This is a genomic window from Nocardia pseudovaccinii NBRC 100343 (assembly GCF_001613225.1).
Lineage (GTDB): Bacteria > Actinomycetota > Actinomycetes > Mycobacteriales > Mycobacteriaceae > Nocardia > Nocardia pseudovaccinii.
The window spans coordinates 29,477-46,606 of sequence record NZ_BDBY01000247.1 but is presented as its reverse complement, the minus strand read 5'-3'; the positions used below and the strand labels follow the sequence as shown (position 1 = coordinate 46,606).

Genomic DNA, 17,130 nt, shown 5'->3' with positions numbered 1-17,130 from the left:
CCCACCTCCGCGACGTCCGGATAGTAGACGGCACTGTCCCGCTGCGAGCCGTACGTCGGTCGTTGGCGGGTCATCATGGCGATGACGTCGAGATCGTTGAGCGGCATGCCGTTGTATTTCTCGGCCTCCGAGAACCACAGCGCCTTCAGCTCCTCCAGCTTCTCGGGATGAACCTCGGCCAGGTCGTGCATCTGGCTGCGGTCCTGCTCGATATGGAACAGTTCCCAGCGGTCCTGGTCGAAATGTCCCCAGCCGGACGGGCATGCCGCGTGAACGGTGTCGGCGAACCACCCGCGATGCCAGATCCCGCGCGTGCCCAGCATCGAATAGAACTGCGTGTGCTTGCCGACGTCCGCGTTCGCGTCATCGAACAGCGCCCGGAAACTGATCCCTTCCAAGGGACGCTGCCGCACGTTCTTCACCGTGTCCGGCGGTGTGATGCCGAGCAGGTCGTAGACGGTCGGGGTGATGTCGCAGACATTGAGGTACTGGTGGCGCACCTCGCCACGGGCCGCTACCCCGGCGGGCCACGACATGAGGCACGGGTCGGCGATGCCGCCTTCGTGCGAGGCATAGCGCTTGTACAGCTTGTACGGGGTGTTGAACGCCATCGCCCACCCGATGCTGTAGTGGGGATAGGTGGTCGGCGAACCCAGCTCGTCGAGCTTGGTCAGGCTGTCCTCGACAGTGTCGAGGTAGCCGTTGAAGAACTTCATCTCGTTGGCGGTGCCGTTCGGGCCGCCCTCGCCGCTGGCGCCGTTGTCCGAGAAGGCGACGATGATGGTGTTGTCCAGTTGGCCGCTTTCTTCGAGATAGTCCAGCAGTCGGCCGATCTGGGCGTCGGTGTAGGACAGGAATCCAGCGAACACCTCCGCCTGCCGTCGGAACAGCCGCTTCTCGTCCTCCGACAGCGAATCCCATGCTCGCACGGTGTCCAGCATCGGCCACGGCTTGCCGTCGGCACTGGTGACATTCGCATACGGGTTCATCGGCGACAGCTCGGTGTTCTCCGGCACCAGACCCATGCGCTTCTGGTTCTCCAGCACGATCCCGCGATACTTCTCATAGCCCATGTCGAATCGGCCGCGGTACTTGTCGGCCCATTCCCGCGGCACGTGGTGCGGCGCATGCCCGCATCCCGGGCACAGGTAGGTGAACCACGGCTTGTCGGGCGCGACCACCTTCGAGTCGCGGATGAACTCGATCGCCTTGTCCGCCAGATCCTTCGACAGGTGATATCCGTCTTCCGGTGGGTACGGCTGCGAGATCGGGTGGTTGTCGTACACCAGATTCGGATACCACTGGTCGGCCTCGCCACCGAGGAAACCGTAGAACCGCTCGAACCCACGCCCCAGCGGCCAATGCCGCTTGGACGCGGCCATATTCTCCTCTTCCAGTGGTGTCATATGCCATTTGCCGACCGCGTATGTGTTCCACCCGCGCTCGGCGAGGACCTCCGAGCACAGCGCGGTCTCGGCCGGTATCCGACCACACATACTCGGGAACCCATCGGTGAACTCCTCGATGGTCGCCATACCGACCGAGGTCGCATTGCGGCCGGTCATCAAGGAGGCACGAGTGGGCGAGCACAGGGCGGTGGTGTGGAACTGCGTGAACTGCACACCGCGATCAGCGATTCGCTTCATGTTCGGCATCTCGACCAGACCGCCGTAGCAGTCCCAGGTCCCGATCCCGATGTCGTCCCACACCAGATACAGCACATTCGGCGTGCCCCGTGGCGCCGTCGGTTCCGCGTAAGGCCCCCAATCGGGAACTGAATCACGGATGTCGAGCGCGACCTCCCCCTCGAACTTCCTGGCCATCAATCCACCTCCGGTGCGAGAGCTGTTCGTTTGCCGTTCGTCCTGCTGTCCGGGCTCCGGACCTCATGCCGAGTTCACGCGCGAACGCCGATCGGTGCGGCTGTCGTGTGGGGATGTGCCTTCCCAACTCCGGCGATAGCGGAGACGGGGACGGATATTCGATTCGACGTCTCGTGGACGTGCTTTCCCGGACATGATGTCGGAAAGTTCGCTGATCAACGCCTTCCGTACAGAGAGTACGGCGGCCCACCGCGATGTGTCACGAGTTCGGCAGGGGTGACCGAGTTCGGAACAGGTTGAGTTTGTACGTGGTTACCGGCCCATGAGTTCAACGCTGACTTAGTGTGCCCTGAATCTGTGGGCTACATCGCCCGGATCCGGGGACTCTCCCGAAAGGCGAAACTTGCGGCGTGCACGGCTCGACTGCGCAGGACGGTGGATTCTTCGTCTGCCGAGTGCGCGTCCTGCTCGTTGTCGGGTTGGATGAACCAACCCCGAGAGGCGCGCGCGAGGTCCTGGCTCAGGGTGATCATGTCCGCGATCCGAGCGTGGTATCGACGAAACGCGTGCTGGTGATCACCGGGGTTGGATATCAGCTCGTCGGCGAGCACGGTGGCACCGACTATCGCCAAAGTTGTTCCCATGCCGGACAGCAGCGACGGGCTGTACGCGGCATCGCCGACGAGGGCTACCCGACCGCGGTACGGTTCGCCGGTCATTACCTGGCTGATCGGATCGAAGTAGAAGTCGTCGCAGCCGTTCATGGCCTCGAGAAGTTCGCCGGTTCGCCAGCCCATATCGGCGAAAACCTGTGCCACCCACTGTCGCTGAGCGACGGTGTCCGCGCGATCGTAAGTGACGGGAGGCGAGTCGAAGAACAGGCCGACGACGATCTCGCGGTTCTGGTGCACGCTGTAGCAACCGACTGTGCGGCCGGGGCGATTCAGCAGAAGCCCCGAGTAATCGAGGTCGAGAAAGTTGTCGGTCGTGAAATGCGCCTGATAGCAGCCCAAGTGGTGGACGAAGTCGCTTTCCTCCCCGAACGTCAGCGCCCGGGTGCGTGAGTGCAGTCCGTCTGCGCCGACGACGAGATCGAAGTCCTCGCGCGCCCCGCTCTCGAACGTGACCGTGACCGCATTGCCGTTGTCTTCGATTGCTGCCACGCAATCACCGAACCGGTAATGGATTCCGTCCTGTGCTGCGGCGAACAACACGGCGTTGAGTGGAAAGGATGCGATGGCACGTCTCGACAGAGCTGCCGTGCTCGCTGGCGCGTGGGCGTTCATCGAGGATCACGGGTTGGATGCGTTGACGATGCGCAAACTCGCATCCTCGCTCGGGGTCAATCACGGTGGCCTGTACTGGCACGTCGAAAGCAAACACGCATTGATCGACGCCCTTGCCGAAGACCTACTGGCCGGCGTGGCGGATGACAGCGGCGTGGGTGCTGCGGGTACCGACCGGCTCCTCGAGTTGGCACACCGACTGCGCACGGCGCTGTTGTCGCATCGAGACGGTGGTCGAGTTTTCGCGGGCACGTTTGTCCGCCAGTCGAATACGTTGGGATCTGTGCCGCGCTCGCCTCGGGTGTGCCCGATAGTGAAGCGGTGTTGGCGGCGTTCTCGGTGCAGTACTACGTCTTGGGCTTCGTGATCGAAGAACAGGCCGCTAGGCAGATCGCCGACGCCGACCGCGGTGAAGATCGAGGTGAGGTCGACGCAGAACGATACCCGCGCGTCGCGGCGGGATTGCGGACCCTGCGAAATACACCACGCGACGTCCAGTTCGCCTACGGACTAGATCGACTCGTGGCGTCGCTGCGCTGACGCGCGCCAGCGCAGTCCGGGTGCCACGAGTGAGGTTCAGTCGACGCCGAGCGCGACTTCGGTGGATTTGATGAGGACGGTGACTCGGGAGCCGTCGCTGAGCTCGAGGTCGTCGGCGGCGTCGCGGGTGATGGAGGACGTGATTTCGTCGCCGCCGGCCAGCCGGACGCGGACGACCGCCATCGCTTCGCCGCGGGTGACCGAGACGACTGTTCCATCGAGTTGGTTACGTGTGGATAGTCGCATGTCAGTGATCCTACGCAGTGCGGGCGCCGATTCATCGGATGTTCGTCCACGTCGCACGGAGGTTGGTTTGCCCACGAAAATGCACTGGTCGTGTCGATGCGAATGCTGCGCCGAGGGTGGCATCCGACGGGGTGCTCATCCCCCGTCATCCGGCTATCGGTGGCGGTGGTGGTTCGAATGGCACGGACATCATGCGGACAACGTAGTGGCCTGGGACGCCGCACACGGTCACGATCGAGTGCGGCGGCGATGTCTGGATTCTGACGTGAGCGGATGAGTAGGTGGATGAGTACTTCGGCGGATTCGGCTGTGGCGGTGCGGAAATAGTGTTGGTGGCATCGGTTCTCGAAGTGTCGGAAGGACATCGACGATGACAAATCCCGGATTCTCGTCTTGGCAGGCGAGTCAGAATGCGAATCGGAACGTGGCCCGGCATATGGATTGGGCGCGCCAGTCCACGGCGGATGCGCATCGGCTGTCGCGCCGCTATTCCGCCTCGCGTGGTTGGCGTATCGCGAATGTGATTGCGGCGCTGGTGGTTATCGGGGTGCTCGTTGTCGCCGCACCGTTCGTGCTGGCGATTCTCAACACTGTCGGGTTCTAGCCTCAGGTGGTGCCCGCGCTCATGCCGCCGGAGATGGTGATCGCTTCGCCGTTGAAGTGACGTCCGGATTCGCCGACCAAAAGCAGGATCGCTTGGGAAACCTCTTGCGATGCAATCAGATCGCCATTCGGCGGACCGGCGGCGAACATCGCCTCCACATCCTCGAGGGTTGGATTCTCGATATCGGGCACCATCGCCGAATACATCGCCGGGTTCATGATCATATCGGTGCGCACACCGGCCGGTAGCACCGCGTTGACGGTGATGCCGTGCGAAATTACTTCGTGTGCAAGCGATTTCACCAAACCGATGACACCCCATTTCGCCGCCGCGTAGTGGCCGGAGTTCGCCGCTCCCATGCGGCCGACGATGGACGAGGTGGCAACGATTCTGCCCCACCGGCGTTCGATCATATGCGGCAAGACCGCGCGAAAACTGTGGAAAACGCCGGTGAGGTTGACATCGATCATGTCCTGCCACATCTGTTCGTCCATCTCGGCGACGGCCGCCCCGGAGGCGATACCCGCATTGGCGAGCAGGATGTCGATCCGACCGAACTCGGCGATGGCTCGTTCGGCCAACCCGTCCATCGCCGAGCGGCTGCGCACATCGGCCTGCACCGCGACGCAACGCCGCCCGGTCTCCTCGACGAGTTTGACGGTCTGGTCGAGATCGTCTTCGGAACTCAGCGGATACGGCACACTGCCGATAGATTCGCTGATGTCACACAGCACGATGTCGGCGCCTTCGGCCGCCAAAGTGACCGCATGCGAACGCCCTTGACCGCGAGCGCCGCCGGTGATCACCGCGACCCTGCCCTCCAACTGCCCCACGCGCGTCCCCTTTCGACTGGTCCGCCCATGCTGTCACGACCAGTAGCATCCGCGCATTCGAAAGAGGACTTGCGACAGCCGCGGACCACGCCGCGAAGTTAGCTCGCGGACCAGCCCGACCAGCGGGTGACGTCGACGGCGAGCACCGGACCGGGTGGCGGCTGGGCGCGGTACACGGGATAGCGTGCGGTCAGCAGGTCCAGGGCCTGCTGGGCTTCGAAGTCGTCGAGGATTCGTGCGGCGCCGTCGGCCCTGGCCCACCACAGGTGCGTCCAGTCGTCGCTGTAGCGGTCGGTGAGTACGGCTACGGCGGGGTTGGCGGCGATATTCGCTAAGCGGCGTAAGGCGGTTGTCGTCTTGGGTTTCGCGTCGACGGCGCTGTAGATGGTGTCGTCGGTGACCGCGAATACGATCGGCACGATGTGTGGGCGCAGGTCGGTGGATACGGTGGCGAGTCTGGCTACGGGTTCTGCCACGAACCGTTCCCGCGCCACTTTCGCACTCAGTCGCACCACACCCCCACATTACGATTCTCACCTGTTCGGCGACTAGACGCGGACGAACAGCGGCCGCGCGGGGTCCACGGCGATCGGTATGGCAGGGCCGATTCCGAACAGGATGAAGACCGCGGGCTCCGGGCTGTCGTGCAAAGTGCCGTCGTAGTGTGGCGTACCCGCTGTGCGCGTGGCGAATTCGCCCGGGTACATGGGCAGAGTCGTGGTCAGGTCGATGGTGGCGCCCGCACCGACGGTCCAGATGCCCGAGAGCATGACCGCGTGGCGGTCGAAGGTGTAGGCATGCGGGGCGCTCATCCAGCCGGGGTGCCAGCGGGCAAAGCTCGCGTAGAAGCCGGGGGCTCGATAGGAACCGAGCACGTCGGCGGTTTCGAAGCTCTGCGGTGGTGCGCCGGGAGCGGGCTGCCAGTTCAGGTCGGCCATGCCGTGAATCGTGGTGCCCGGACCCGGGGACCGGTCTCGGATGGCCGGGAACTCGACGGTCGACGCCACAGCCGCGTCACCGTTCGAGCCCTTCCAGACCACGGGTAGCGCCAGCCCCAGTGCGGGTAGCGCCAGCGCGATTCTGCGGCGCATTTCGCGCGCCGTTTCGTCTTCGGCCTCGGCCAGGTATCGGTTGTCTTCCACGCGCATGACCTCCTGGACGTCATCGCAGCAGGGCAAACCGAATTCTTGACGCATCATACGGAGTGTGCCAACAGTTTGCTGGATATCTGGCAAGATCAACTCGCCCCGCCCCGCCCATCGCATGGTCACGATTGGTCCGCGCGCTGTTCGACCGTACGATGCGAATTGATCCCGTCATTCGAGTTACGAAGGGGGCGTCATCGATGCCGACCGACCAGCTCGTCCAGAAGTTCCGGGCCGTCGATACGACCGCGATCTGCGATGCCGATAAGTCGATTCGGGTGCTGGACAGCGCCATTCGCCTTCGTTCGGCTCAGCCGCGGATCCTCGGGCCCGCCTTCACTGTGCGCTGTCGCGGCGACTTCCTCGCCGTGCTGCGCGCCGTCGAGACCGCCGCGCCCGGCGACGTCATTGTCGTCGATGGCGGTGGTGCCGAAATCGCGCTCGCCGGAGAACTATTCGCGCGCGGCGCGCTGGTGCGCAATCTCGGCGGCATCATCGTCGACGGCGGGTATCGCGATATCGGCTATGTCCGAGATTGTGCGCTGCCGGTGTACAGCCGCTTCGTCACGCCCATGGCGGGCACCACCGCACAGCTCGGCGAGCTGCAGATTCCGGTGACCTGCGGTGGCGTCGAGGTATCCCCGGGTGACCTGATCCTCGCCGACGAGGAAGGCGTCATCGTCGTCGAACCCGACCGCATCGACTGGCTCCTCGATGCGGCGGCTGCGGTCAAGGACGCGGAGGCCGAACTGGTCGCGCTCCTCGATACCGGATCGACACTCAGCGATGGTCTCAACCTCGCCGAGCACACCGCGGCCCTGAATCGCGATGAACCGTCGACATTGCGCTTTCTGTCCTGACCCCCGAAACGCCTTGCGCTGCAGGCAGATCAGCGTGGACGGCGGCGCAGGATCCGGTGCCACCAACGGGATTCGGCAGGCGCGGGCCGAGGACTCGACACGCTCGACCCGCGCTGAGCCACTCGACGTGTGGCCGCACGGTCGGCGCGCCACTGCGTGACGATCTCCTCGGTGTTCACCGGTCCGACCGGTACAAATGGCCCGTGCGGCATTCGCAACCACTCGACGACGCGCTCGTTCAACTCCGATACCGTTTTGCGGACCTCGCGTTCGGAGGTCATATCCCGCACCGTTTCCGGAAGTTCCTCGATATCGCGACGCAATATGAGCGACGGCGGCAGCAGGCCGTCGCCACGCACGCCCTCGCGGCGCAGGTAGTTCTGCAACCACCAGTTCTCATCGTCGACGGAGCTCGGGATCGGTTTGCCCGTGCCACGGAGGTTCTCGAATTCGCCGCGTTCGGTGGCCTCGCGGACCTGTTTGTCGATCCACGATTCGAAGGTGACACCGAGGGGTTTGCGCTCGGTCATGGCCACAGCTTCGACGGAACGTCCATAACTCCAGTCTACGGACGGTAAAGATATTCCCATGACCAGCCATGTCCTCGCGATCGATCTCGGCAAGACCGGATGTCGCGGTTCGCTGCGCATCGATGGAGGGCAGGTGGGATATGCGGAAGCGCCGGGCGCGCCGGGGCTGGCGGACAGTGCGGGTGTCGATGCGGCGGAGCGAGCGATCCGCGCGGTGATCGATCAGATCGTGGCGCTACCGACAACGTTCACGCTCTCGGTGGGTGCGGCGGGCGCCGCATCGGCACCGGCCGCGGCCGCGGCACTCGCGCGGAAGCTGGCCGAGGTTTCGGGCGCGGCCGTGGTCGCCGTGACTTCCGACGCCGTCACCGCACATGCCGGGGCGCTGGGCGGATCGCCCGGAGTCGTGCTGGCAATCGGAACCGGAGCCGTCGCGATGGCCGTCGACGAGGCGGGCCGGTGCACTCGGGTCGACGGCTGGGGGCCGCAACTCGGCGATGAAGGCAGTGGCGGCTGGATCGGCCTCGAAGGTCTGCGTGCCGCACTGCGTGCCCATGACGGCCGCGGGCCACGCACCATCCTGACCGAGCGGGTCCGTGAACACTACGGCATCGAACTGGATGCATTGCCGAAATACCTTGGCGAACACGATAATCCAGCTCTTGTAGCCGCCGGATTCGCGCCCGTCGTCGCCGCTGCCGTCGACGATACCGCGGCCGCGATCATGGCGGCCGCCGCACGTGCACTCGCTCGCACCGTCCTTGCCGTGATCGAACGATCCGGAATTCGCCCACCGGTCCCCTACGCCATCACCGGCGGCCTGGCCAAGCTCGGCGCACCACTTCTCGAGCCGCTCGACAACCAGATCGTGCACGCGATCGACCGTCGCGATCCGCTCGGCGACCCGATCGACGGTGCCGCGCTCCTCGCCCTCGACCCGACCACCGCGCTCGAAGCGCTGGTCACTCGAATCTCTGACACTTATTGACAGAGACCTCGTCACATCTGACACTTAGTTGCATTCAGTCCATCGCGTCACCGGGGAGCTGCGTTGAACGCACTCGATCTCGCCGTCATCGTCGTCTATCTCGTCACCGTCGCGTGGATCGGCCTGCGGTTGTCCGGAAAACAGAAGTCCAGCAACGACTATTTCGTCGGTGAGGGCCGAATGCCGTGGTGGACGGTGTGTTTCTCGGTGGTGGCCACCGAAACCAGTGTGCTCACCGTCATCTCGATTCCGGGCGGAGCGTACACCGATCAGGCCTTCGGAAATGTCGAACTGGCCATCGGGTACATCATCGGACGCACGGTCGTGGCGATCGTGCTGATCCCGCTCTACAAGCGCGGGGGGTTCGTCAGCGCATATCAGTACCTCGAGCTGCGCTTCGGTCGCTATCTGCAGGGCGTGGCCGCGGTGACCTTCGTGTTCACCCGGCTGCTCGCCGAGGGCGTGCGACTGTTCGCCTCCGCCATTCCCATCAAGTTGCTGCTCAGCGAATTAGGACTCGACTTCGGCTACGACGCGATCATCGTGGCGCTGACGCTGCTCACCGTCGTGTACACCTACCTGGGTGGCATCAAGGCGGTGATCTGGACCGATGCACTACAGATGGGCCTCTACCTCACCGGCGCGCTCATCGCGATCTGCGTGCTCACCGGTCACGTCGGCGCGTCCGGCTGGTCGGATGCGTTGCATGCGGGCAAGTTCGGTGTCTTCGATACCGATTTCGGTCTCGCCCACATTCTCACCAGCACCTTTGCCCTCCCGACCGCGATCATCGGTGGGGCGATCTTCGCGATGGCCTCGCACGGCTCGGATCAACTGATCGTGCAGCGCATTCTGGCGACGCGGTCGCTGCGCGACAGTCAGAAGGCGATGATCGGTTCGGGCATCTTCGTGGCCATCCAGTTTGCCGCATTCTCACTGGTCGGTGCGCTGCTGTGGTCCTACAACAGCGGCAAGTCGGCCAAGGAACTCGGATTGGCCAGCGCGGACAGCCTGTATCCCAACTTCATCCTGCACGGGTTGCCGGTGGTGATCTCCGGACTGCTGGTCGCCGGAATCCTCGGCGCGGCAATGGGTTCACTGTCCTCGGCGTTGAATTCCATGGCCAATTCGACGGTCGCCGATATCATTCGCAGCTTCTCCCGGCGCACGCTCACCGATCACACGCTGCTGCGCCTGGCGCGCGTGATGACACTGGTGTGGGCGGCGCTCATGGCGGCGTTCGCGATGGGTTTCAGCGCGACGACGGGCAATGTATACCTGACGGCGCTCACCATCGCGGGGTACACCTACGGTGCGCTGCTCGGTGCTTTCCTGCTCGGGCGACTGGTCACGCGCGCCAACCAGTTCGACGCGATCGTCGCCTTCATCGCCACGGTAATCGTGATGACGTTCGTCGTACGGGTGGTCAAGATCGATGTGACCGTCGCGGGGAAGGTGGTCGAAAAGGGTATCGCGGCACAGTGGTTGGTGCCGTTCGGCGTGCTCGTCACCTTGATCGTCGGCGCAATCGCAAGTCTGTGCCATCCGGCGTCCGCACCGGATGAGCCGGAACCCGTTGCGGCGGTGGCGTAGTGCGCGTCATCGGGTTGATGTCGGGGACCTCGCACGATGCGATCGATGCCATCGGCGCGGATATCGCAACTCGGGACGCGACGATTCAGGTACATCTCGTCGGACAGCTCAGCCGACCGTATTCAGATGCACTGCGTTCGGAACTCATCGCCGCCTTGCCACCCGGTGCCATAGATATGGCCACCGTGTGCCGTCTGGATACCGCGATCGGCCAAGCCTTCGCCGATGCCGCCGATGCGGCACAGCGCGAGTTCTTCGGTGGCACAGCTGATCTCGTCGCCTCACATGGACAGACTGCCTACCACTGGGTGAGCGACGGCGCGGTGAAAGGCACGCTGCAACTGGGGCAGCCTGCGTGGATTGCCGAGCGCACCGGGTTACCGGTCGTCAGCGACTTTCGTTCGCGCGATATCGCCGCGGGCGGGCAGGGCGCGCCGCTGGTGGGACTGTTCGATCTGCTGTGGCTGGCGGGACGTCCCGAACGCGCGGCCGCGCTGAACATCGGCGGAATCGCGAATGTCACGGTCACCGGAGACAAACCGGCCGCCTTCGACACCGGCCCCGGCAACGCCCTCATCGATGCGGCTGTCGAACTGTGCACTGGCGGCGCCGAGCATTTCGACCGTGCGGGAGTACGGGCCGCCCGCGGCGACATCGATACCGATCTGCTGGAAACCCTTCTCGCGGAACCTTATTACCGCGCACCGGCACCCAAGACCACCGGGAAGGAGCAGTTCAACCGCACCTACCTGGAGCGCGTGTTGGACGGCCGTTCGGCCTCCCCCGACGATATTGTCGCCACTGTGACCGCGCTGACCGCCCGCACCATTGCCGATGCCCTCGCACCGCTGCGCCCGACCGAGGTCATCGCATCGGGCGGTGGGACACGCAATCCCACCCTGATGGCAATGCTCGGTGCACATCTCGGTACCACGAAGTTGCGCACGTCCGACGAACTCGGCCTACCGTCGGCGGCGAAGGAGGCAACCGCGTTCGCGGTGCTCGGCTTCCTCACCGCGCACGGTCTGGCGGGTAGCCGTCCCGCCTGTACGGGAGCGAGTCGCGCGGCGGTGCTCGGTTCGATCACCCCTGGTGCGGGCGGATTCGCGCTGCCCAGTGTGCCGACCGCCATGCCCCGACGACTCACGGTGACGAGGTGAACCATGCCCGAGGTTGATGACGTACGCACTCGCCTGCTGGCGGCACTGCCACGACTCACCCCGACCGCACTGCGCGTCGCGCAGGTGATCCGGCACGACCCGGCCGCCGCCGCACAGCTCACCGTGAGCCAACTCGCCGACCGGTCGGCGACCAGCACCTCCGCGGTCGTCCGGCTGGCGAAAACCCTCGGCTACGAAGGCTATCCGCAGCTGCGGCTCGCAATGGCCGCGGTCGGCGGCGATGACAGCTCGCCGGTATTCGCCACCGATATCGACGCCGACGACGCATTGTCGAAGGTGCTGCACAAACTCACCGCCTTCGAAACCGAGGGCATGATGGCGACCGCCGAACTCGCCGATCCGGCGACCATGGAGGCCGTCGTCGACGCATTGGTGGACGCGCGACGGGTGCACCTGGTGGGTATCGGCGCGTCCGGACTCGTCGCGATGGATATGGCGCAGAAGCTGACCCGCATCGGAATGTGGTGCGGCGCATGCACGTCCGAGGATGACGCGCTGGTTCAGGCCAGCCTGCTCCAGGCCGGTGACGTAACCGTCGCGTTCTCGCATTCGGGCGAAACCGCCGCGATCGTCGAGGCCGTGCGCCGGGCCGCCGACGCGGGCGTGACCACGGTCGCCGTGACCGCGGGAGCGCGATCCGGACTCGCGAATGCCGCCGCGCACACGGTGCTCGTGGCCGGACGCGAGGACGGATTCCGTTCCGCGGCCATGGCTAGTCGCATGAGTCAGCTCCTCATCGTCGACGCACTGTATGTCGGCGTCCTGCAACGCACGCCGTCGGCGGCCAGGGCGCTGCGGCGAACTTACGAGGCGGTTGCCGATCGCCGAACCAAGGAGGCCGAATGAATCACCCGGTGCCGCGGTGACCGAAATCGGTTCGCTGACCACCGAAGCGTCGAATCCACACACCACCGCGCTGGATTCGATGCCGATCGACGAGCTGCTGCGCACCATGAACGCCGAGGATGCGGGTTTGGCTTCCGCTGTGGCGCAGGCAATTCCGGAGATCGTGCGGGCGGTCGAGCTGATCGTCGCGGCGCGGCGGCGCGGCGGTCGACTGATCTACATCGGCGCGGGCACCAGCGGCCGCCTCGGAGTGCTCGACGCGGTCGAATGCCCACCGACCTTCGGCGCCGATCCCGGCGAGGTCCTCGGCATAATCGCGGGCGGACCGGACGCCTTCCTTCGGGCCGTAGAAGGTGCCGAGGACGATCCCACGCTGGCCGTTGCCGATCTGTCCGCTGTCGCACTCACCGGCGACGATGTCGTCGTCGCGCTGGCCGCCAGCGGCCGAACCCCTTACGCCGTCGGTGCGCTGCGGTATGGCCGCTCGGTCGGTGCCGCGACGGTCGCGATCTCGTGCAACCGCAATTCCGAAGCCAGCGCACACGCCGATGTCGGCATCGAAATCGACACGGGCCCTGAGGTTTTGACCGGCTCCACCCGGTTGAAGGCGGGCACGGCACAGAAGATGGTGTGCAATATGCTCTCCACCGCCGCCATGGTGCGGGCGGGCAAGGTCTACGGCAACCTGATGGTGGATGTGAAGCCCACCAATGCCAAACTCGTCGACCGTGCCCGCCGCATCATCGCCGAGGCGACGGGAGCCGACGCCGCCACCGCCGCGGCACTACTGGAGGCAGCGGATGGTCACGTGAAAACCGCCATCGTCATGCGCCTGGCCGGAGTCGACGCGTCGGAGGCCCGGGCACTGCTCCACGATGCGGACGGACGGGTGCGCGACGCGGTGCGCGACTGATATTCCGTTCGCCGTATCCGCATGCGGCCAACCGCTACCCTGACCCACAGTTCCGCGCCCCGGCGGAACGATGTGTCGGCAATTCGGAGGCGCGATGCTGTCCCTGCAGGAGATTTCCGACCGATTGGAGATCGAGGACCTCATGGTCCGGTACTCACATGCGGTCGACACCCGACAGTGGGATCTGCTCGACGAGATTTTCACCGCGGATGCGCATATCGACTATTCGGCCATGGGCGGCGCGGTCGGTGATCTCGAATCCACCAAGAAGTTCCTGGCGACCGTGATGCCGAACTTCCTTGCGTTCCAACATCTGATCAGCAATTCGTCCATCACCGTCGACGGTGACAGCGCCACCGGGCGCACCATGTGTCACAACCCGATGCTGGTCGCGACCGGCGAAGGCCAGCAGAGTCTGATGCTGTGCGGGCTCTGGTATCACGACACCTTCGTCCGCGTCGGCGGCCGATGGCGGATCAAGCAGCGTGTCGAGGAGAAGAGCTTCATGTTCGTCGCGCCGGGCACCGCCTGAATACGAATCGAGGCTCCCGAGTCCGGGAGCCTCGATCGTCATTCGTGCTGGCATTTGTCTCCGCACGAGCACTTGCCGCCCTCCTGGCAACCGCACCGACAGTCCGGGCCGCAAGCACAGGGAAGAACGCTGGGAACCATCGCAGACCTCTCCGAAGTAGGGATTGCCGCCTGAGCTATAGCCGGGAAGTATAACCAGGCGCTCACCCGGTCTTGTGTGCCACGGCGAAGACCCGTCGGAACGGCAGCCAGGTGGTGCCGTCGAGCTGGCGCGGGTAGGCCGCACGCAAGAGTGGCGCCAACTGTGCGGTGAACTCCTGCCAGGCGGTGTCGTCGAGTGCGTTGCGGACAGGACGCAGGGCGGTTCCGGTGACCCATTCGAGTACCGGATCCTCCCCCGACAGCCGTTGCAGGTAAGTCGTTTCCCATGCGTCGACCGCACACCCCGCGCGGGTGAGCACCTGGGCATACCCGCTGGGGTCGAGGACATCACGCGGCTGCAGGATGCCCGCGGGCGCGAGCCGGTCGCGCCATTCGTCGCGGCCCGCGAGTTCGCGAATCGCGAGGTGCGACGCAGCGTCGAAATTGCCGGGCACCTGGAATGCGAGCCAGGCGCCCGCAGGTAACGCATGCACCCATTGGGGCAGCAGCATCGTGTGCGTCGGCACCCAGTGCAGTACCGCGTTGCTGATCACGACATCGGTATCCGGTGCCGGTCGCCAGTCCTGCACTGTGCCGAGTTGTGCGTCGATGCCGAGACTCCTTGCCGCGGCGACCATTTCAGGCGATGAATCCGAGGCCTCGACAACCGCTCCCGGCCAGCGCTCGGCCAGCGAAGCGGTGAGATGTCCTGGGCCGCAGCCGAGATCGACGACACGGCGCGGATCCTCGGCCCCGATTCGACCGAGTAGTTCGAAGAATGGACGCGAGCGGTGGTCATCGAAGGCCAGATACTTCTTGGGATCCCACATCGGCAGCTCCAAGTCGATTCAACCAAACCGTACGTACGTACTGTATTCTGCATCGGCTGGTCCGGCAAGAAGCGGCCGGAATTTCCGGCGCGCCGCGTGGGTTGGTGCGGAAAACAATCGATGGGAGTGCAGTGAACGACTTCAATGCGCAGGTGATCAATGAGTTCCGCGCCAATGCGGGCAAGGTCGGCGGGATGTTCGACGGTGCGGCGATGGTGCTGATCACGACGACGGGCGCGAAATCCGGCCGCCAGGTCACCAGCCCGCTGGTCTACCTCCCGGACGGCGAGCGGATCGTGCTCATCGCCTCGAACGGCGGTGCCGACAAGCATCCGGCCTGGTACCACAACCTGCGCGCGAATCCGGAATTCACCGTGGAACTCGGCACCGAGACCTATCCGGCGAAGGCCGAGGTGATCACGGGCGCCGAACGCGACGAACTGTATGCGCGGATGGTCGAGATCATGCCGGGATTCGGTGAGTACCAAGCGAAGACTTCCCGGGTGATTCCGGTTGTCGCGGTGTATCGCCAACAGGCCTGACGATCGACGTGCCAGCCCGGTCCACGATGTCCGGGCTGGGACGCCGATCAGGATCTGTCGCCGAACCAGCGCCGCAGAGCCTCGGCAAGTCCATCGCGCTCGCCGGAATCCGCGGCCCAGGCGACGTAGCCGTCCGGTCGAATCAGCATCGCGGAAAGATCGCGTGGTGCAACGGGTTTCGCGGTCACCACGCGCACCCGATCCGACCACGGTGCGGTGATCGTCCGCAGCTCAGCGGAATCGGCCAGATCCAACAGGATTGCCTGGCCATCGGCGCAATGCGCACCGAGCCGACTGCCGTCGGACAGTTCGATATCCGGCGCGACCGCGCCGATCAGGTGGTGGTCACCGCCGAGGTCGTAGCGGTGCAGCACACCCGCGATCCTCTTGAAGATCGCGGTGCTGCCGTCGCGGGTGCCGAGCAGATCGGTCACTACCTCGCGTAATGCCTTGCTGCGCTGGTCGAGTCGCATCAGCGCGACCTGTGCGCGGGTCCACTTCAGCACCCATGCGCCGACGGGATGACGTTCAGCGGTGTAGGTGTCGAGCAGGGTTCGGCTCGCATCGCCGCGCACCACCGCCGCCAATTTCCAACCGAGGTTGACCGCGTCGCCGATGCCGAGATTGAGGCCCTGCCCGCCGAACGGCGAATGCACATGGGCCGCATCGCCGGCGAGCAGCACCCGGCCCTTGCGATAGTCGGTGACCTGGCGGGTGTTGTCGGTGAACCGCGTTGCCGAATGCACGGCGGTGATCTCGACCGGCACGCCCGACACCGCGCGGAGGCTGGCCTGCAATTCGGCCGCGGTGACCGGCGTTGCCCGATCGGCGGGCGGCCCGTCGAGTTCCACGGTCACGATCCGGCCCGGTGTCGGACCATTGGTATAGATCCCGGTCTGGGTGGTGTTCCAACCCGGCCGTAAGCCCTCCGCGCCGGTCATGTCGACGACCCCCTGATGGCCGGTGATCTCAGGGGCCAGTCCAGGGAAGTCGAATCCACCTAGCTTGCGGACTGTGCTGTGGCCGCCATCGCAGCCGACGAGCCAATCCGCGTGGACGGTGCTGTCACCGAGGTGGACGGTGACAGCGGTTCCGCTGTCGTTGAAATCGGTCAACTCCGCACCGCGCCTGATCTCGATCCCGAGTTCGGTGGCGCGCCTGGTCAGGATCGCCTCGATGGCCTGCTGGGCCACCAGCACCGCCTCGGCGCCGGGGCCGAGTTCGGCGAAAACCGGGTCGTCGAAATCGATTTCGTCCGCGCGGAGCACGATGCCCGCGAAATGCCCGGCGATCGGCAGGCGTTGGCCCGAGGCCTTCGGGACCATGCCCGCTGCGCGGATGCGCTGCACCGTCGCGTCCTGCTGCTCGAGCAGGTCGGGCAGCATGCCACGACGGTAGAAGGCCTGCGCCGTCGGCACATTGATCGCAGCGGCCTTGATGGTCACATCGGGTTCGGTCAGCCGCTCGACCACCAGCACTTCGGTGCCGCCGAGGCGAAGTTCGCAGGCCAGCATCAGTCCGACCGGTCCGGCACCGGCGACGATCACATCGAATGTCTCGTTCATGAACTCGACTCTGCCGATGGGCGGTTGCGGCGGGCTTACATCGCCTTGCACGCGCCTTGCATCGCGCCGGAAGTTCTGCGAGGTGCTCGAAACTGTGGTCCAGGGCCGGGTGCTGCGTAGAGAATCGAGTCGA

General features: G+C 65.1%; 17 protein-coding genes and 2 pseudogenes. 10 read left to right on the top strand and 9 right to left on the bottom strand.

Annotation, left to right across the window (positions count from 1 at the left end; genetic code table 11):
* Both NP3_RS30730 and NP3_RS30725 read right to left on the bottom strand, forming a co-directional pair.
* On the bottom strand, nt 1–1,823 hold a 1,823-nt coding region (locus NP3_RS30730; protein ID WP_063045095.1), incomplete at its 3' end, for an arylsulfatase.
* A 362-nt stretch (nt 1,824–2,185) separates the two neighbouring features.
* A pseudogene (locus NP3_RS30725) lies at nt 2,186–3,046 on the bottom strand (FAD-dependent monooxygenase); the annotation flags it as partial.
* 13 nt (nt 3,047–3,059) lie between these two features.
* Between NP3_RS30725 and NP3_RS30720 the strand changes: the two are divergent.
* Nucleotides 3,060–3,649, top strand: a pseudogene (locus tag NP3_RS30720) (TetR/AcrR family transcriptional regulator C-terminal domain-containing protein).
* A gap of 36 nt (nt 3,650–3,685) precedes the next feature.
* On the opposite strand, the gene NP3_RS30715 reads toward NP3_RS30720, so the two are convergent.
* Nucleotides 3,686–3,895, bottom strand: coding sequence for a TOBE domain-containing protein (locus NP3_RS30715; protein ID WP_040690806.1), 210 nt, complete (start codon nt 3,893–3,895; stop codon nt 3,686–3,688).
* Nucleotides 3,896–4,265: 370 nt separating this feature from the next.
* On the opposite strand from NP3_RS30715, the gene NP3_RS48330 reads away from it, so the two are divergent.
* Nucleotides 4,266–4,499 (top strand): hypothetical protein, encoded by a 234-nt coding sequence (locus tag NP3_RS48330; protein WP_157124659.1) that lies wholly within the window; start codon nt 4,266–4,268, stop codon nt 4,497–4,499.
* Between the two features lie 2 nt (nt 4,500–4,501).
* Here the strand turns inward: NP3_RS48330 and NP3_RS30710 are convergent, their stop codons facing one another.
* The 3 genes from NP3_RS30710 to NP3_RS47130 form a co-directional block, all read right to left on the bottom strand.
* Nucleotides 4,502–5,332 (bottom strand): mycofactocin-coupled SDR family oxidoreductase, encoded by an 831-nt coding sequence (locus tag NP3_RS30710; protein WP_063045093.1) that lies wholly within the window; start codon nt 5,330–5,332, stop codon nt 4,502–4,504.
* 98 nt (nt 5,333–5,430) lie between these two features.
* Nucleotides 5,431–5,838, bottom strand: coding sequence for a TIGR03668 family PPOX class F420-dependent oxidoreductase (locus tag NP3_RS30705; RefSeq protein ID WP_063045103.1), 408 nt, complete (start codon nt 5,836–5,838; stop codon nt 5,431–5,433).
* Between the two features lie 42 nt (nt 5,839–5,880).
* Nucleotides 5,881–6,528, bottom strand: coding sequence for a cupin domain-containing protein (locus NP3_RS47130; protein WP_157124658.1), 648 nt, complete (start codon nt 6,526–6,528; stop codon nt 5,881–5,883).
* Nucleotides 6,529–6,677: 149 nt separating this feature from the next.
* Between NP3_RS47130 and NP3_RS30695 the strand changes: the two genes are divergently transcribed.
* Nucleotides 6,678–7,337 carry an RraA family protein gene (locus NP3_RS30695; RefSeq protein ID WP_063045091.1) on the top strand — a complete coding sequence of 220 codons (660 nt, stop codon included), beginning with the start codon at nt 6,678–6,680 and terminating at the stop codon, nt 7,335–7,337.
* A 29-nt stretch (nt 7,338–7,366) separates the two neighbouring features.
* On the opposite strand, the gene NP3_RS30690 is transcribed toward NP3_RS30695, so the two are convergent.
* The gene (locus NP3_RS30690) at nt 7,367–7,867 is read right to left on the bottom strand and encodes a DnaJ family domain-containing protein (protein ID WP_063045090.1); all 501 of its coding nucleotides are present in this window, start codon (nt 7,865–7,867) and stop codon (nt 7,367–7,369) included.
* A gap of 58 nt (nt 7,868–7,925) precedes the next feature.
* On the opposite strand from NP3_RS30690, the gene NP3_RS30685 reads away from it, so the two are divergent.
* The 6 genes from NP3_RS30685 (at nt 7,926) to NP3_RS30660 (ending at nt 13,920) form a co-directional block, all read left to right on the top strand.
* Nucleotides 7,926–8,855, top strand: coding sequence for an N-acetylglucosamine kinase (locus tag NP3_RS30685; RefSeq protein WP_063045089.1), 930 nt, complete (start codon nt 7,926–7,928; stop codon nt 8,853–8,855).
* 63 nt (nt 8,856–8,918) lie between these two features.
* Nucleotides 8,919–10,448, top strand: coding sequence for a sodium:solute symporter (locus tag NP3_RS30680; protein ID WP_063045088.1), 1,530 nt, complete (start codon nt 8,919–8,921; stop codon nt 10,446–10,448).
* On the top strand, nt 10,448–11,608 hold the full coding sequence (locus NP3_RS30675) for an anhydro-N-acetylmuramic acid kinase (protein WP_063045087.1): 1,161 nt from the start codon (nt 10,448–10,450) through the stop codon (nt 11,606–11,608). The genes NP3_RS30680 and NP3_RS30675 overlap by 1 nt, the downstream gene beginning before the upstream one ends.
* Before the next feature lie 3 nt (nt 11,609–11,611).
* Entirely contained in the window at nt 11,612–12,475 is an 864-nt protein-coding gene (locus NP3_RS30670) for a MurR/RpiR family transcriptional regulator (protein ID WP_063045086.1), read from the top strand.
* 16 nt (nt 12,476–12,491) lie between these two features.
* The gene (gene murQ, locus NP3_RS30665; RefSeq protein WP_245721182.1) at nt 12,492–13,388 is read left to right on the top strand and encodes an N-acetylmuramic acid 6-phosphate etherase; all 897 of its coding nucleotides are present in this window, start codon (nt 12,492–12,494) and stop codon (nt 13,386–13,388) included.
* Between the two features lie 94 nt (nt 13,389–13,482).
* Nucleotides 13,483–13,920 carry a nuclear transport factor 2 family protein gene (locus NP3_RS30660; protein ID WP_063045085.1) on the top strand — a complete coding sequence of 146 codons (438 nt, stop codon included), beginning with the start codon at nt 13,483–13,485 and terminating at the stop codon, nt 13,918–13,920.
* A gap of 202 nt (nt 13,921–14,122) precedes the next feature.
* Here the strand turns inward: NP3_RS30660 and NP3_RS30655 are convergent, their stop codons facing one another.
* The gene (locus tag NP3_RS30655) at nt 14,123–14,890 is read right to left on the bottom strand and encodes a trans-aconitate 2-methyltransferase (protein WP_063045084.1); all 768 of its coding nucleotides are present in this window, start codon (nt 14,888–14,890) and stop codon (nt 14,123–14,125) included.
* A 131-nt stretch (nt 14,891–15,021) separates the two neighbouring features.
* Between NP3_RS30655 and NP3_RS30650 the strand changes: the two genes are divergently transcribed.
* A complete protein-coding gene (locus NP3_RS30650) occupies nt 15,022–15,432 on the top strand; it encodes a nitroreductase family deazaflavin-dependent oxidoreductase (RefSeq protein WP_063045083.1) in 411 nt (136 codons plus the stop codon).
* A 47-nt stretch (nt 15,433–15,479) separates the two neighbouring features.
* Here the strand turns inward: NP3_RS30650 and NP3_RS30645 are convergent, their stop codons facing one another.
* Entirely contained in the window at nt 15,480–16,997 is a 1,518-nt protein-coding gene (locus NP3_RS30645; RefSeq protein ID WP_157124657.1) for an FAD-dependent monooxygenase, read from the bottom strand.
* Between the last annotated feature and the right edge of the window lie 133 nt (nt 16,998–17,130).